Source organism: Mesorhizobium sp. M2A.F.Ca.ET.043.02.1.1, from assembly GCF_003952405.1.
Taxonomy (GTDB): Bacteria; Pseudomonadota; Alphaproteobacteria; order Rhizobiales; family Rhizobiaceae; genus Mesorhizobium.
Genome location: NZ_CP034445.1, coordinates 1332011 through 1348727 on the forward strand (window position 1 = coordinate 1332011; position 16717 = coordinate 1348727).

At 63.0% G+C, this 16717-nt stretch carries 15 protein-coding genes; 10 read left to right on the plus strand and 5 right to left on the minus strand.

All coding sequences use genetic code 11. From position 1 onward, the window contains the following. Positions 1-40: 40 nt before the first annotated feature. The 3 genes from choV to EJ068_RS06350 all read right to left on the minus strand — a co-directional run bounded on the left by choV (position 41) and on the right by EJ068_RS06350 (position 3132). A complete protein-coding gene (gene choV, locus EJ068_RS06340) occupies positions 41-1222 on the minus strand; it encodes a choline ABC transporter ATP-binding protein (protein WP_126081621.1) in 1182 nt (393 codons plus the stop codon). Beyond that, positions 1219-2073 (minus strand): choline ABC transporter permease subunit, encoded by an 855-nt coding sequence (gene choW / locus EJ068_RS06345; RefSeq protein WP_042640270.1) that lies wholly within the window; start codon positions 2071-2073, stop codon positions 1219-1221. The genes choV and choW overlap by 4 nt, the downstream gene beginning before the upstream one ends. Before the next feature lie 123 nt (positions 2074-2196). After that, entirely contained in the window at positions 2197-3132 is a 936-nt protein-coding gene (locus EJ068_RS06350) for a choline ABC transporter substrate-binding protein (protein WP_042640272.1), read from the minus strand. A gap of 248 nt (positions 3133-3380) precedes the next feature. Between EJ068_RS06350 and EJ068_RS06355 the strand changes: the two genes are divergently transcribed. After that, positions 3381-3992 carry a thymidine kinase gene (locus EJ068_RS06355; RefSeq protein ID WP_126081619.1) on the plus strand — a complete coding sequence of 204 codons (612 nt, stop codon included), beginning with the start codon at positions 3381-3383 and terminating at the stop codon, positions 3990-3992. Between the two features lie 2 nt (positions 3993-3994). On the opposite strand, the gene EJ068_RS06360 is transcribed toward EJ068_RS06355, so the two are convergent. Then, the gene (locus EJ068_RS06360) at positions 3995-4894 is read right to left on the minus strand and encodes a DMT family transporter (protein ID WP_245463351.1); all 900 of its coding nucleotides are present in this window, start codon (positions 4892-4894) and stop codon (positions 3995-3997) included. Positions 4895-4990: 96 nt separating this feature from the next. On the opposite strand from EJ068_RS06360, the gene EJ068_RS06365 reads away from it, so the two are divergent. From EJ068_RS06365 to EJ068_RS06405, 9 genes are all read left to right on the plus strand, one after another. Next, entirely contained in the window at positions 4991-5848 is an 858-nt protein-coding gene (locus EJ068_RS06365; protein ID WP_042640274.1) for a LysR substrate-binding domain-containing protein, read from the plus strand. Positions 5849-5935: 87 nt separating this feature from the next. Further along, positions 5936-6325, plus strand: a complete 390-nt coding sequence (locus EJ068_RS06370; protein WP_126081618.1) for a cytochrome c family protein — start codon at positions 5936-5938, stop codon at positions 6323-6325. Between the two features lie 286 nt (positions 6326-6611). Then, positions 6612-7700 (plus strand): hypothetical protein, encoded by a 1089-nt coding sequence (locus EJ068_RS06375; protein WP_127250746.1) that lies wholly within the window; start codon positions 6612-6614, stop codon positions 7698-7700. Between the two features lie 136 nt (positions 7701-7836). Next, positions 7837-8985 carry a hypothetical protein gene (locus tag EJ068_RS06380; protein ID WP_127250745.1) on the plus strand — a complete coding sequence of 383 codons (1149 nt, stop codon included), beginning with the start codon at positions 7837-7839 and terminating at the stop codon, positions 8983-8985. Positions 8986-9009: 24 nt separating this feature from the next. Then, on the plus strand, positions 9010-10914 hold the full coding sequence (locus EJ068_RS06385) for an ATP-binding protein (protein ID WP_127250744.1): 1905 nt from the start codon (positions 9010-9012) through the stop codon (positions 10912-10914). 46 nt (positions 10915-10960) lie between these two features. After that, complete coding sequence (locus EJ068_RS06390; RefSeq protein ID WP_127250743.1) at positions 10961-11386, plus strand: DUF559 domain-containing protein; 426 nt, start codon at positions 10961-10963, stop codon at positions 11384-11386. Positions 11387-11453: 67 nt separating this feature from the next. Then, positions 11454-12761 carry a DUF6638 family protein gene (locus EJ068_RS06395; protein ID WP_127250742.1) on the plus strand — a complete coding sequence of 436 codons (1308 nt, stop codon included), beginning with the start codon at positions 11454-11456 and terminating at the stop codon, positions 12759-12761. Positions 12762-12866: 105 nt separating this feature from the next. Beyond that, the gene (locus tag EJ068_RS06400) at positions 12867-13991 is read left to right on the plus strand and encodes a DUF2333 family protein (RefSeq protein ID WP_126081614.1); all 1125 of its coding nucleotides are present in this window, start codon (positions 12867-12869) and stop codon (positions 13989-13991) included. A gap of 318 nt (positions 13992-14309) precedes the next feature. Continuing rightward, positions 14310-15989 (plus strand): formate--tetrahydrofolate ligase, encoded by a 1680-nt coding sequence (locus EJ068_RS06405; RefSeq protein ID WP_127250740.1) that lies wholly within the window; start codon positions 14310-14312, stop codon positions 15987-15989. Between the two features lie 63 nt (positions 15990-16052). Here the strand turns inward: EJ068_RS06405 and EJ068_RS06410 are convergent, their stop codons facing one another. Further along, on the minus strand, positions 16053-16694 hold the full coding sequence (locus tag EJ068_RS06410) for a cysteine hydrolase family protein (RefSeq protein WP_127250739.1): 642 nt from the start codon (positions 16692-16694) through the stop codon (positions 16053-16055). Positions 16695-16717: the final 23 nt, after the last annotated feature.

The window sequence follows — 16717 nt, forward strand, 5'->3', positions numbered from 1 at the left end:
CAAAACGCCCAGCCAGGGCGCTATACGCCTGCGAAGAAGCCTATCGCCGCAGCACCGCGCTCAGCACGTCGCGGATGCCGATCGCGCCGACGAAGCGCGAGCCTTCGTCGAACAGCGCCACCGGCGCCGTCTGCGAGCGGTGCATGGCGAGCATCACCGTTTTCAGCGGCGTGCCGGGATTGGCCCAGAACACCTGAGCGCCCTCTTCCGGCTGGCGCTCGACATCGGCGCAGGAGACCCACACCGCCGGCTTGCCGTCGCGCTCGGCCGCGGCCACCAGGCCATGCTCGTCGATCTTGAAGCGCGTCGTCTTGCGCCGGTCGAGCCACACCCAGCCATCCTCGCCCTGCTCCAGGTCGCGGCGGTCGCGCATCACGTTCCACGCCGTCAGCACCGACAACGGATTCACGTTGGCGATGAAGTCGCGGACATAGTCGTTGGCGGGCCTGAGCACGATGTCTTCCGGCGCGCCGGTCTGCACGATGCGGCCGCCTTCCATGATCGTGATGTGGCTGCCGATCTTCAGCGCCTCCTCGAGGTCATGGCTGACGAAGATGATGGTCTTCTTCAGTTCGGCCTGAAGCTGCAGCAATTCGTCCTGCAGCTTGGTGCGGATCAGCGGGTCGAGCGCCGAGAACGGCTCGTCCATCAGAAGGATCGGCGCCTCGGTGGCGAAGGCGCGCGCCAGGCCGACGCGCTGCTGCATGCCGCCGGAAAGCTCGTGGGCGTATTTCTTCGACCACTGGTCGAGATGGACGAGCTGCAGTTGCTTTTGCACGCGCGCCTTGCGTTCGGCTTCCGGCACGCCGGCGAGCTCGAGGCCGAAGCCGACATTTTCCTCGACGGTGCGCCAGGGCAGCAGGCCGAACTGCTGGAACACCATGGCCACCTGCTTCTGCCGCAGCCGCCGCAAGGTCGCCTCGTCGCAGGTGACGACATCGACGATGCGGTCGCCGTCCTTGACCAGCACCTGGCCGCGCGACACCACGTTCAACCGGTTAACGGCCCTCAGCAGCGTAGACTTGCCGGAGCCGGACAGGCCCATCAGCACCGAGATCTCGCCTTCGTGCACGGTGAGGCTGGCGCCGGCGCAGCCCAGCACATTGCCGGTCTTTTCCAGGATCTCGGCGCGCGTGGCGCCCTGGTCGATCAGCGCCAGCGAACCTGCCTGGTCGGCCCCGAAGACGATGTCCACATTCTTGAAATCAACCGCGACGGTCATTTCTTGCCTCCAACGCCGATGCGGGTCATGCGGTCGAGCACGATCGCGAGCACAACGATCGCGAGGCCCGCCTCAAGCCCGAGATCGATGCGGCGCGAGCCGAGCGCGCGGTTGATTTCCGTGCCGAGGCCGCCGGCGCCGATCAGGGCGGCGAACACCACCATCGACAGCGACAGCATGATCGATTGCGTCAGACCCGCCATGATGGTCGGCAGCGCCGATGGCAGCTCCACCTTCCACAGGAGCTGGCGCTTGGTGGCGCCGAAGGCCTCGCCCGCCTCGATGATCGCCTTGGGCACCGAGACCACGCCGAGATGGGTGAGCCTGACTGCCGTCGGGATGACGAAGATGATGGTGACGATGAGACCGGGCGCGTTGCCGAGGCCGAACAGCGTGAGCACCGGGATCAGGTAGACGAAGGTCGGCAGCGTCTGCATCAGGTCGAGCACCGGCAGCATGACGCGGTAGACCTTCGGCTTGTGCGCGGCCCAGATGCCGAGCGGCACGCCGATCGCCATGGCCATGGCGGCGGCGGCAACGACCAGCACCAGCGTTTGCACCGTCTGTTTCCACAGGTTCTGGTTGATGATGAAGATCAGGCCGAGGAAGACGCCGATGGCGAGCGGCCGCGAGCGCTGCAGAAGCCAGGCGACGATCGCGATGACCAGCGCCAGAAGCACCGGCGGGACCATCAGCAGGAGGTTCACCGCCCCGTCGAGAATGAAATTCAACCCGTTTGAAAAAGCCCGGAAGATGGTGTCGAAATTGTCGGTCAGGAAGCCGAAGAACGCCTTGCCCCACGGCCCGATGGGGATTTTGTAGTCGGTCAGGAATTTCGAAATCGGATCCATCTTTCCCCTCTCGGCTTCGCCGCGCTTGCCGCGCGGTCATCCTCTCACGTCTCCTGGCATATGAAAAAGGGCAGCCTCTTCAAGGGCTGCCCTTTTCCGGAAATCATGCCGGTCCCAAGCGGCTCAGCTCCCGAGCGCGGTCTTGACGGCGGCAGCCGCGTCCCCGCCATCAAAGGTGGTGACGCCGGCAATCCACGGCGCAATGGCGTCGGGATGCTTCTTCAGCCAGTCTTTCGCCACCGTCTGGGCATCGCCGCCCTTCAGGATCGCGTCCATCATCTCGCCTTCCATATCGAGATTGAACTTAAGGTTGGCGATGAACTTGGCGGCGTTCGGGCATTCGGTGGTGTAGCCCTTGCGCACGTTGGTGTAGACGGTGGCGGCGCCGAAGCCGCTGTCGCCCATGCCGTCGAGATAGGTGATCTTCATGGCACCCATCACCGGGTGCGGCGTCCAGCCGAGGAAGGCGATCCACTCATTGTTCTTCATCGACTGCTCGGCCTGCGTCAGCATGCCGGCTTCCGACGACTCGACCAGTTCGAAGCCCTCGAGATTGTCCTTCGGGTTCTTGATCATGTCGAGGATGATGCGGTTGCCGTCATTGCCGGCCTCGATGCCGTAGATCTTGCCGTTGAATTTGTCCTTGAACTTGCCGAGATCGGTCAGCGTCTTGACGCCGGCATCCGCGACATAGGTCGGCACGACGATGCCATAGCCGGCGCCGGTCAGGTTGGTGCTGATCGTCTCGACCGAGCCGTCCGCAGTATAGTCCTTGATGTCGTTGGTCATCGACGGCATCCAGTTGCCGAGGAAGACATCGAGGTCCTTGTTCTTCAGCGACGCATAGGTCACCGGTACCGAAAGCTGGATCGTCTGCGGCTCGTAGCCGAGCGCGGTGAGCAGCACCGAGGCCAGCCCCGTCGTGGCCTGGATGTCGGTCCAGCCGACATCGGACAGGCGAACCGCCTTGCAGCTCGCCGGATCGCCGGCATAAGCGGCGGTCGTGGTCAGAAGCGCCGCAAGGCCGATGCCCGCGGCGATAGATTTCATACGCGACATGAACTTTCTCCCATTGCAATTACCAGGCGGTGCGAAGTCACGGTTCTTGCGCCCGCCTTGTTTCGTCAGCCAAACACCATTTTGAAGCCGTTTCAAGCGCTTCAACCTCACGACGAACGGCGCGCGCTGGCCTTTACGCGACATGACAGGCTTTTGAACGACATCGGATTTTAGACGGCAGGGAGTTTTTGGTGGACGGAGCCTCCGCCCCCCTCCCCCGGTGCCGACCTGTGAGCTTAGAAGGACGCATGGCCAAGCTTTACTTCCACTACGCGACGATGAACGCCGGCAAGACGACGATGCTCTTGCAGGCGTCCTACAACTATCGCGAACGCGGCATGTCGACGATGCTGTTCGTCGCCGGACATTATCGCAAGGGCGACAGCGGCTTGATCTCGTCGCGCATCGGCCTCGAATCCGAGGCCGAGATGTTCCGCGACGGCGACGATCTCTTCGCCAGGGTCGCCGAGCATCACGAACATACGACCGTGCATTGCGTATTCGTCGACGAGGCTCAGTTCCTCGAGGAGGAGCAGGTCTGGCAGCTCGCGCGCATCGCCGATAGGCTGAACATCCCGGTCATGTGCTACGGCCTGCGCACCGATTTCCAGGGCAAGCTGTTCTCCGGCTCGCGCGCGCTGCTCGCCATCGCCGACGACCTGCGCGAGGTGCGCACCATCTGCCGCTGCGGCCGCAAGGCCACGATGGTGGTCAGGCTCGGCTCCGACGGCAAGGTGGCGAAGCAGGGCCAGCAGGTCGCCATCGGCAAGGACGTCTATGTCTCGCTCTGCCGCCGCCATTGGGAAGAGGAAATGGGCAGGTCTGCTCCCGACGATTTCATTGGTTTTGTCAGCCCCTGAGTTTAGGCGGCCGAGACACGCCGCATCGGAAACCGCCAGCCAAGCCGCACGCCGAGCGTTGCCAGGGCAATCAGCGCCATGCCGGCAGCCTGCGCCGGTCCGAGCGGGTGGCCGTACATGGCCCAGTCGATGATGATGGCCACGACCGGATAGATGAAAGTGAGGATGCCGATGACCGGCGTCGTCAGGCGCGGAAAGGCGGAGTTCATCAGCACATAGGCGATGCCGGTATGCAGGAGTCCGATCCCGGCCAGCCAGCCCCACGACGCAGGCGGGATGGGATGGCCGATGTCGGCGAACGGGGCGAGCAACACGACCCCGACCAGCGTCTGGCAAAGCACGGTGATCTCCGCGCGCTGTTGTCCGAGGCCCTTGGCAAGGATCGTCGCCACCGCATAAAGCAGGGCAGCGCCCAGCGTCAGCGCGATGCCCAACGCCCATTTGGCGTCGGCATGGCCGTGTGTGACGACCAAGCCGCTGGCCAGCACCACGCCGAGAAACGCGCCAAGCATCCATAGGATCTGGTCGGGCGAAATGCGTTCCTTGAGGAAGACAACGCCGATCAGCACCACGAAGAACGGCTGTACATGGTAGACGATTGTCGTCGTCGCGATCGATGTCATGCCGAAGCCGGCGAAGAAGGCCGTCCAGCTCAGCACCATGCAAACGCCGCCGAGCGCGGCGAGCGCAAGCCGGGATGGGGACAGCGTCCGGTCCGGCAGGTAGCCGCGCAGCAGGCACCAGGCGGCCAGGAACAGCGCGCCGAACACGCATCGCCAGAAGACGACGGTGACGGGATGTTGTCCCGACTCCGTGACGAAGGCGCCAACCGTGCCGGCAATCACCATCGCCAGAGCGAGGCTCGCGGCGGGGAAGCGGGCGATCGATATGTCCCTCATCATCGGCTCTCCAACGGATCGAAGCTCATGTGGCCAGCCGAAACGATTTCAATCAAGCGAATAGATTTGTAAGTACCTATTCGATATGCTGATAGCGCCATGGCCGCTCCACTCGACCTCAACCTGCTGAAGACCTTCGTTGCCGTCGTCGAAAGCGGCAGCCTGTCCAATGCGGCGCCGCGAGTCGGCCGCAGCCAGTCGGCGGTCAGCATGCAGATGCAAAGGCTGGAGGACATGGTGGGCAACCAGCTTCTGGTGCGGGGCCCTAGAACGGTCACCCCCAATGCTGCCGGCGAGGATTTCCTCATCTATGCGCGCCGGCTGCTGAAACTGTCCGACGAGGCATGGGCGAGCGTCACCCGGCCGAAGGAAACAGGCAGCGTGCGCCTCGGCGTGCCGGACGACTACGCCGCCTTCCTGCTGCCGCCCGTGCTGTCACGCTTTGCCGAGGATCACCCGCTGGTCACCGTCGAACTCGTCTGCGAGCAGTCGACCGCGCTGGTGAAGACCTTAGCGGAGGGAAGGCTCGACCTGGCGATCGTCACCCGCCTCCCGGATCAGCCGCTCGAGGTGATCAGGCTGGAGCGCTTTGTCTGGGTCGCCTCCCCCAATCACGTCGCCTGGCAGACCGATCCGCTGCCTGTCGCCTTGTTCGAACCTGGCTGCGCGGCAAGGATGAATGTGCTGCAGGCACTGGGCGGTGCCGACCGATCCTATCGCTGCACCTATTCCAGCGCCTCCCTGCTCGGACTGGTCGCGGTCGTCCAAGCCGGGCTGGCGGTCGCCGGCCTTGCCCAACGAAGCGTGCCGCCGTCGCTGCGCATCATCGGCGCCAATGAGGGGCTGCCGGCGTTGCCGGACCTCGAGATCGGCATACTGCGCAACCCGCTGTCGACGACGCCGGCAGTCGATCGTCTGCATGATTTTCTGCGCCGCGACCTGGCGCAGCAGGCCTGAGCCGCGGAGACTGCCCGCAGCCCGGGTGTGGCCTTTATCAAGGCTTCGCCCTATAAGGCCGACAGCCAGAACTCTCCGGGGTCAGCCATGCTTCGAGCCATTTCGCCCGCCACGCTTTTCCTGCTTGCCAGCGGCCTTGCCGCGCATGCCGGTGGCGATGCAGCGCTGGGCAAGAAGGTCTTCAACCGCTGCATGGCCTGCCATGAGGCGGCAAGCGACCGCGACAAGGTCGGCCCGCATCTGCTGGGCGTCGTCGGCCGCAAGGCCGGCTCGGCGGAGAGCTTTGCCGGCCATTATTCGCAAGCCATGAAGGATGCCGGCGCCGCCGGCCTGGTCTGGGACGAAGCCAACCTCGCCGAATATCTCAAGGCGCCCAGGCAGAAGGTTCCCGGCAACAGAATGGCCTTTGCCGGCCTGACCAGCGACGACGACATCGCCAACGTGATCGCCTATCTCAAGGCCGACCCAAAACCCTGATCGGAATTGGAAAGAAACTGGTCTTACCGCCGGCGCACGAGATTTGCCGGCGCTGTGTCATCGCCTTGGCCGTCCGTAAAAACAATAGCTTAAGGCATAAAAGCTGAAGCTGTTAGACGGCGTCGCTCATTACTGGCCGCCATGCACATGCTTGCCTTGTCTTTCAAGGACCTGACCAGTTCTTTTGTTTTGACGTCTCGCCTTGTCTTCCTTCTTTCAATCCCTTGAAGCCCCACATATATTCGCCGCCACGACATGGAAACGGATGCCGAAGCGGGAGGCCCCAATGGCGACATTGCAGAATTTCGATGCCGAAATTGCCAAGACCAAGCAGGTCGTGCAGGACATGCGCACCAAGATCGAGCAGTCCGGGACGGTGCTCGACACGCTTGCCCAGGCCGACAAGAAGATCGGCGACGCCAATTTCGACATCGAGAACGCCCGCATCGAGGACGTGCTCAAGCAGCAGAAGGTCATGGAAGGCAATATCGCCGACCTGATCATCGGGCTCGAGGACGCCACCAACGTTTTCGGCGCCGAGTTCGAGAGCATGAAGAGCTACACCGGCTGGGAAAACTTCGTCGGTGTCTTCTCTGAGCAGCGCAAGCAGCGCATGCGCACCGACCGCGTCCGCAACATGTCGCTGGCCGGCAATTTGCAGGAGCTTTTGGCGAAGTCGGATACCATCGTCGGCATCCTGAAGGCGCAGAAACAGATCCTCGACCAGCGCTACAAGACTTCCGAGACCAGCCTGTCCCAGGTGATCGAGCGCCGCAAAACGACCATGTCCAACCTCGAGGCCGTGCAGAAGCGCATCGAGGAATTGAACCCCCTGCTGCTCGACATCGAGAACAAGATCGCCGCCTCGACGACCCAGAAGGAGCGGACCGAGCTCGAGGGCGAGCGCTCCAAAATGGCGACCGAGTACAACGAAAAACAGGCCAAGGAGCAGGAGCTGCTCGCCGAAAGCCAGACGCTGGAGCGCTATACCTCGATGTTCCAGACCTTCGTCGATTCGCTCAACAACCAGATCGCCGCGCAGTCGACGCTGATCAACAAGCTGACCATCGACACCGAACAGCGCATCGTGCTGTACAAGGCGCTGGAAGATTCCCTGAAGACCGCCGCCCAGCAGGACGTCGCCCACAAGATCAACACGCTGGGCAGCCAGGTCGACAACACGGCGGAGGAGACGATGGCCGGCATCGGCGCCGCCTCGCAGAAGCATATCGGCGACCTGCTCGAGATGCATGAGAAGAACATGGTGGCTTCAGCCGACATCCAGCGCCGCAAGAAGCTTGCCGACGACGCCTTCGCGCGCCGCTTCGACGAGGTGATGAAAAAGCACAATTCCGCCAACTACGTGCAGTCCTAAGCAGGTTCCGCAAAAGTGTCCCACGGTTTTGCGGTCAGAACCTGCGAAAAACAAAGGAATCCAAGCAGATATTCGTGGGGCACCCCACGAATATCTGCTTGGGCGGCGCCGCTGATCTCATCTCCACGGCAGTCTCATGACACCTGAGAACGACGCGGCGGCCCGCTATTTCTCCGCCATCACGGCGGCGCTGGGCGGACTGGAAGTGTTCATGCGCGACGACCGCTCGCCGCTTTACCGGCACGGGATCGTCGCCAGGATCGTCGCGGAATATATCGCGCGGCTGGACAAATCCTTTGCCTGCTGGCGCAACCGGCTGGGCTTCATGGACACCTTCCGCATATCGCGCGCCGACAGCGGCTATCCCGTGTTCCAGAACCTGCTCGAGCTGGAAAACGACCGCCAGCAGGCCGATGCCCGCCTGGCCAACATCCCGCAGGCCGGCGAGCTGCGCGAGGAGATGGCCGACTTCATACTACGCCACAAGGAATTTCCCGAGGCGCTGCAGAAGTCGATGGCCGAGCGGCTCTATCTGGAGGACGTCAAGAGCGAGGCGACCTTCGGCCCCTTCACGCTTGCGCAGACGGCCAAGGTCTCGGTCAACCCGAAGACCATGCGGCCTTATTATCTCGTCCACTGGGCGACGTTCGACGGCAGCGCCAACCTGCCGCTGATCTACATGGTAACGGTGGAGGATTCCTCCGAAAGCATGGTGCGCCAGCTTGTCGACGACAGCACCGGCAAGCTGAACGAGAAGGTCGAGATCCCGCTGCCTGTCGACGGCCTGCTCAACCCCGAGCTTGCGCACCGCTTCGACGATTTCACCGAAAAGAACTCGGCCTACACGCTCTCGCCCGCGACGATCGCCGTCAATCTCGACAAGGATTTCGAGCCGTTGCACCCCAAGCAACTGCGGCGCGTGGTGCTCGGGCCCTTCTACTCGGCCGGCATTACCGATAACAATTCGACCGTCGCCGAGGTGCTCTCCAAAGTGCGCAAGCCCGAGAATGCCTGGCTGCTCACCTGGACAATCCAGGAGGTCTTTTCCAAGAGCGAGAAGCCCGGCCGCAGGGGTCTTTTCTCCAGCGAGAAGACGACGCAGGAATTCTTCATCAACACCGACGATCTCGAAGCCGCGCGCCAGGGCGTCTCGAGCTACGAGAACCACGCGCTGATCCCGCACGAGGCCTACCAGGCGCTCTATGCCGCGGGTGAAGCGCAGAAGATCTTTTCCGGCTACAAGGTCCACATCCTGTCCAACGGACAGGTCATCAGCGATGTATGATCGTCAAACCGCGGAGCATCCTTCATGGACACCGGCCTGACCACGATCTCGGAAGCCGCAATCGAGAATCACCGCACTGTCGCGCAGAGTTTCATCACCCGCATCGTGGTGCTGGAGGACCCGTCGCGCGAATCCGGCACCGCGCTTGCCGGCACCAACCGCCGCTTCGTCTCGACCGTGTCGGTCGGCTCGGTGCGCCGCACGCGCGAGGTCGAGCTCACCAAGACGGTCGCAGCGATCCATCCCGACGACCAGTTGATGAGCATCCCGCAGCACACGCTGCTCTACCGCGCCCGCCGTGGCCTCGCTATCGCGCTCGCCATTTCGGATGTCTTCGCCGAAGGCTCGGACCTGGAAAGCCTGCAGGCCAAGAATGCCCGTGCGCCGCTGGAGGGCGACGAGGCGTCGACCTTCAAGAAGCTTCTCTCGGCTTCGGCTTACGTCTCCGCTTTCAGCTTTGCCTCCTATCTGTTCCAGCTGATCGACAGCGACGGCGAGGCGCCGAACGATATCGCCGAGCCCGACTTCCTGTTCGACACGCCGCAGGACGCGGTGAAATCGATCGTGGCCGGCCTCGACAAGGCGATCGCCGGCTCGAAGGACGATGCGGACCTGATGACGCGTGCTCGCGCCTTCGCCCGGGTCGCCATCGACGGGCTCTTGGCGCGCAAAGGCCGTTTCGACGGCATCGGCCCGTTCGAGAACGCGCATATTCGCATCGACGTCGACGATTTCACCCTCGACGGCTTCGACGTCGCGCCCGGCAAGCGCTCCAAGCCGCTGGTGATGACCTTCAAGAAGCCGGAAGAGGTTGTCGGCAACCACATCGCCAAACTCCAGTCGGTCAGGCTGGCCAAGATGCTGATGGCCTATGATTTCGAGCGCGAGCTGAACCCGTTCGTCGAGCTTGGCGGCTTCCTGTTCACCTTCATCGGCGACGGCGCGCCGGGCACCGGCAAGACGACGCTGATCCAGATGATCGCCGGGCTCGTCAACGGCTATTGCCAGGTGGCCGGCTATCCCTTCGCCTATGAGAATTTCGGCGTCGACCAGATCTCGTCCTACCAGGGCAAGTCGGGTCAGAACTGCCGGCAATTCATCAACAACGTGCTCAATCCGCGCGTCATCGGCTTCGGCACCATCGACGATATCGACCAGGTGGCCGCGCGCCGCTCCGACGACCGCGCATCGGCCGGCCAGCAGGAGATCACCGGCGTGCTGATGGACGCCTTCGCCGGCGCCTCGACGGTGGTGCGCGGCAACTGCTCCTTCGGCATGTTCTCCAACTATCCCGAAAATGTCGACGACGCGCTGCGCCAGCGCGCCGGCGCGCGCTGGCTTGTCGACGGCCCGCAGACCCGCGACGACTATATCGACATCTTCGTGCTGCTCGCCGGCAAGAACCACAAGATCCCGCTGGGCGAGCATGAGCTCTATGCCGCGCAGGAGATCCAGCGCGCCGTGGCTGAGGCCTATGAGGAGCACGAAAAGCCGCAGGAAGACGGGCTGATGAAGGTCTATGAGCGCTACATGAAGGAGAATGGCGCGCCCAAGACCATGGCCGATATCGGCACCTACCTGCACATGATCAAGGACGCCGAACCGCGCTTCACCGGCCGCGCCGTCAAGAACGTCACCGACGCGATCAAGATGCGCGCCATGGACTTCGAGCTGCCGGACGACTGGTTCGAGAAGCCCGAAGCCTTCATGCACAAGAGCTACGACGACAAGAAGGCGATGATCGAGGAACTGCGCGGACCGTTCTCGATGGACATGGTCATGCAGGAGATCAACCGCTACGCCGATTCCGAATTCCGCTATTCCGACAAGTCGGATGATGCCGCGGTGGAGAAGCTCCTGCGCGACGCGCGGCTGCGTGAGCGCGCGGCGCGCGAGATGGAGGAGTTGAAGAAGAAGGGGGCGTGGTGATTTCTTCCTTCTCCCCGTTCACGGGGAGAAGGTGCCCGAAGGGCGGATGAGGGGCAGCGCCATCCGTGGCAGAAATGAGCCAAAGGTTACGAGAGCCCGCGAGCTGCGGCAGGTCGAAAACGATGCGGAGGAACGGCTATGGCATGAACTGCGGGGGCGGCGATTGAACGGCCATAAGTTTGTTCGCCAACTGCCGATCGGCCCTTACTTCGCGGACTTCGCTTGCCGCGGAGCCAATCTGGTTGTCGAGGTTGACGGCAGCCAACATGCCGGTCGATCCAGGGATCGATACAGGGACGAGACGATGAACGGAAACGGTTGTTCCGTATTGAGGGTTTGGCACGCAGATGTTTTGACCAACTGCGCGAGCGTGCTGGATACGATTGTTGCGGCGCTGGATGGTCGGTTGGATCGAAAGATAATTGGGGTCGATGCGAAATTTCTGCCGGCCGCAAGATCGGAGCAAGGATGATGAGCGTTGGCGCCGCCCCTCATCCGCCCTTCGGGCACCTTCTCCCCGTGAACGGGGAGAAGGAAAGATGAAGCCCACCGCCAAGAAACCCGACCTCCTGCGCGATAACGAGCTGATCTACGGCAGGCTGCTCGCCGTCGACGAGCCGCATCTCATCCAGCGCTACAACAAGGCGCTTGTCGCCTTCGGCCTCGAGCCGACCAGGTTGAAGAGCTTCCAGATCGACCGCACCGGCTTCTCGCCCGAGATCGCCGAGGAGTGCGGCGATTTCGACTATCTCGATCCCAACGAGGTCAACCGCCGCTTCATCATCCTGACGCCGTCGCAGATCGATCTGCCCGTGGTGCACACCGCCTTCTCCAACACCTCGCAGCTGATGTTCGAGTTCATGTCGAAGAACCAGCGCGCCATCGACGCGCTGACCATCAAGGACGTGATCTACGGCGAGATCGAGGACTCGGTCCCCAAGGTCAACGACATCGAGGACCTGCTGTCGATCAACCAGGTCGAGTTCAAAGTGCTGTCGGCCGAGGATGTGCTGGGCAAGGCGGCCGAGCTCGGCAGACTGGTCGACCGGCTGAAGCAGGAACCCGACGCCTGGCGCGACAATGCCATGCTGCAGCGCATGGTCGATCTGGCCAAAATCTGCGGCGACATCCGCGAGAACGCGCTGGTCCCCGACCAGGTGATCTTCCGCCACAATGCCTACTGGACCAGCCATTTCGGCGGCCTCTATGTCTTCGTCGATCCCGACATGACGACGGTGATCTGCGATCCGGCCGCTCCCGGCTTCCGCCGCTCACGCCCCTGGCAGGTCAGCTACCTGTCGATCAACGACGCCGACAAAGTGTTCCGCTTCCTCGCCGCCACCGGCCGCCTCGACCTGCCGCGCGCCTCGTGGATCGAGGCCTCCGGCTATCTCGAGCATCGGGCCGAGATGGTTGTGCGCGCGCTGATCGCCGATGTCGAGCCCAACCGCAATTTGACCGATGTCGACAAGGTCTGGCTGCAGACCTGGATCCACGGGCATGCCGACCTGATCGCCCAGGACGGGAACTTTCCCTTCCTCAACGCCGCCAAGCGCGAGATCGCCCAACTCGGTCATCTCAAGATCGAGGACGTACCGCCGCGCCAGCGCTTCCTGGTCGTGCGCGCCAAGCCCGAACACCCCGATGCCTGGCTGACCAACCAGCTGATCTCGGATTTCGTGCCGCAGGACTTCGTCTCACGCTACGTCTTCAACAAGCCCGGCTTCTACAAGGACTATGAGAGCTACAGCGACGCCTGGCGAAGCCATGTTGTGGACGTTCTGAAAACCACATATTTGAAGGACAAGGCGGCGTTCCGCGCGCGTCTTTACGGCCTGACTGACTAGGAAAGTCTGGGCGGTTTTCCGCCCGGAATTGTGCCAAAACAAAGGGTTAGGGCAGATCGCCGTTTCCCTTGAAACGGTGAAATGCTCCAAGGGGGTGCCACAGCCATGCTCGACCCGATCGTGAACTTCTTCACCCAGATCTTCCAGTGGATCGGCCGCGGCATCGGCTTCGTCATCGGCGTCATTCTGTGGCCGTTCATGTGGGTCGGCCGCTGGTACGGACAGCGCGGCTGGATCCTGAAGGCGGTGGTCGGTCTCGCCCTCCTGGTGCTGATCGGCCTCTACGCCAATTTCTTCTACGCCACGCAGTGGTGGAACAATTTCAACCCGAACTATCCCGACACCTACACATTCGAGAAGCGCAACGTGTCGGCCGGCGAGCAGGTCTCCGCCGGCGCTGGCACCGACACGGCCAAGACCTGCGGCAACTCGGCGATCGCCCAGGTCGCCGCCGACCTGACGGACTTCAACGTCAACCAGAATGCCTGGATCTCATCGATGATCCTCTACAAGCTCGGCCTGTTCGGCATCGACTGGGACAACACGCCCTGGATGGACAACAAGGCGTCCTTCCAGCGCGGCATCAACCAGGCGGTGCGCCGCACCGCGACCGAGCTTGCCGACAATCTCGGCCGCGTGCGCACGACTTCGCAGATCGATGCCGACCTGCAGGACGCACGCGGCAATCTGCAGTTCGACGAGTACACCTGGTATTTCGGCCTGAACCCCTTCGGCCCCAAGACGCCGACGCCGAGCTATTATCGGGACGCGGTGCGCAAGCTGCGTTCCTTCAACGCCCGGCTCGCCACCTGCCAGGCGACGTTCGACGCGCGCGCCGACAATCTCAAGCAATATATCGACCGCATCGCTTCGGATATCGGCTCGACTTCGGCGATCCTCAAGGAGCGCGCCGAAAACCACAACAACGGCTGGTTCGATACCCGCGCCGACGACCGCTTCTGGTTCGCCTATGGCCAGCTCTATGCCTATTACGGCCTCATGAAGGGCGCCCAGGCCGACTTCGAGGACGTGCTCAAGGAAAAGCACCTGCAGAGCCTGTGGGACACGATGGATTCGCAATTCGTCTCGGCGCTACGCATCCAGCCCTTCATCATCGCCAATGGCCGCGAGGATGGCTGGCTGTTGCCGACGCATCTGACGACGATGGGCTTCTACATCCTGCGCGTGCGCTCCAACATGGTCGAGATCAGCAACGTTCTGACCCAATAGCACCGTCTCGGGGCGACAGGGCGATGGCGGATTTGCGCCGTCGCCCCTGTCGCTTTTCGCGCATTAGGCGGCTGTTTTGAGACGGCGAAACCGCCCCCGCTCTGGCTTCTATACGGCGCAACGACCGGGCCCGAGACGACCGCCTTGGAAGAGGCCGGCGACAGGAACACTCTTTCTTAACAGGAAACATAGTTGCATGGAAGTTGACGCCGCGCCAGCGACAGGGTTAGAACATGACCTTGCGTCCGGGCGGCGTTTCGACCATGCACGAATGATCGAACCCCTCCCCTCCACCGCCTACTCCAGAGGAAAGCCGTCATGGCCGAAGTGAAGTCCGACATCGAGATCGCGCGCGCCGCCAAGAAGAAACCGATCCAGGAGATCGGCGCCAGAATCGGCATCCCGACCGAGCATCTGCTGCCCTATGGCCACGACAAGGCCAAAGTCTCGGCCGAGTTCATCAAGTCGGTGAAGGGCAACAAGGACGGCAAGCTGATCCTGGTCACCGCCATCAACCCGACGCCCGCCGGCGAAGGCAAGACGACCACCACGGTCGGCCTCGGCGACGGCCTCAACCGCATCGGCAAGAAGGCGATCATCTGCATCCGGGAGGCCTCGCTCGGCCCGAATTTCGGCGTCAAGGGCGGTGCCGCGGGCGGCGGCCTTGCCCAGGTGGTGCCGATGGAGGACATGAACCTCCACTTCACCGGCGACTTCCACGCCATCACCACCGCGCATAATTTGCTGTCGGCGCTGATCGACAACCACATCTACTGGGGCAACGAGCTCGGCATCGACACCCGCCGCGTCGCCTGGCGCCGCGTCATGGATATGAACGACCGGGCGCTGCGCGAGATCATCTGCTCGCTGGGCGGCGTCGCCAACGGCTATCCGCGTGAAGCCGGCTTCGACATCACTGTCGCCTCGGAAGTGATGGCCATCCTGTGCCTTGCCACCGACCTCAAGGACCTCGAGAAGCGCCTCGGCGACATCATAGTCGCCTATCGCCGCGACAAGTCGCCGGTCTATGCCCGCGACCTCAAGGCCGACGGCGCGATGGCGGTTCTGCTGAAGGACGCCATGCAGCCCAACTTGGTGCAGACGCTGGAGAACAACCCGGCCTTCGTGCACGGCGGCCCGTTCGCCAACATCGCGCATGGCTGCAACTCGGTCGTCGCCACCACGACCGCGCTGAAGCTCGCCGACTATGTCGTTACCGAAGCCGGCTTCGGCGCCGACCTCGGCGCGGAAAAGTTCTTCGACATCAAGTGCCGCAAGGCTGGCTTGAAGCCGTCGGCGGCTGTCATCGTCGCCACCGTGCGCGCCATGAAGATGAATGGCGGCATCAAGAAGGAAGACCTCGGCAAGGAGAACATCGAGGCGGTCAAGAAGGGTTGCCTCAATCTCGGCCGCCACATCGAGAACGTGAAGCAGTTCGGCGTGCCAGCGGTGGTGGCGATCAACCACTTCACCACCGACACCGAAGCCGAGATCCAGGCGATGAAGGACTTCGTCAAGGCGCAGGGCGCCGAGGCGATCCTGTGCAAGCACTGGGCGCAAGGCTCGGCCGGCATCGAGGACCTCGCCCGCAAGGTCGTCCAAATTGCCGAGTCCGGCGCCTCGCAGTTCTCACCGCTCTATCCCGACGAGATGCCGCTGTTCGAGAAGGTCAACACCATCGTCAAGCGCATCTATCGCGGCGACGAGGCGATCGCCGACAAGTCGATCCGCGACCAGCTGCATGCCTGGGAACAGGCCGGCTACGGCAATTTGCCGGTCTGCATGGCCAAGACCCAGTACTCCTTCTCGACCGACCCGAACCTGCGCGGCGCGCCGACCGGCCACACCGTGCCGGTGCGCGAGGTCAGGCTCTCGGCCGGCGCCGGCTTCGTCGTCATCATCTGCGGCGAGGTCATGACCATGCCCGGCCTGCCCAAGGCGCCGTCCTCGGAAAAGATCTTCCTCAACGAGCAGGGGCAGATCGAGGGACTGTTCTAAGCACCCTTCAGACCGGGAACGATCAGGGGCGTCGCTATTGCGGCGCCCTTTTTGCTTGCCGGACTAGGCAGCGTTCCGCTTCAGCGCCCGCTGGTTCGATGCATAAATCGTGTCGCGCTCCGGCAGCTTCCCGGTTGTCAGGCAATCGATCCATTCCGCGGTCTTCAGCACCGCGGCGAAGCGCGACTGCAGAATGATCGTCACCACCCGATGGATGTCCTCGGCCGAGGCAAAGCCGGCGCTGTTGGCATAGGGCACCGAACCGCTGGCATCCGACAGGAACTCGACCGCAAAGCCCATATGCACCGCGTGGATGATGGTCGACAGATCGCAATTGTGGGTCATGTAGCCGACGACCGCGATCGTATCGATAGCATTGGCGCGCAGCCAGGCTTCCAGATCCGTGCCGGCGAAGGCCGACGGCAGCGTCTTTTCGACATAATGGTCGCGGCTGCCCCTGGCGATCTCTGGATGCAATTCGCCGCCATGGCTGCCCTTGGCGAAGATCGGCGAGGTCTCCGGCGCCATCTGCTTGACGACGACGATCTTGATGCCGGCCGCCGCGGCAGCGTCCATGGCGCGCGCCACATTGGCGACGGTCTCGGCGAAGGGCGGATGCTGGATGGCCAAATTGCCGCCATTGTAGTCGTTCTGGACATCGACGACGACAAGCGCGCGGCCCGGCTGGATGGCTGGTGCTGACATGGCATTTTCCTTTCGACCGGGTT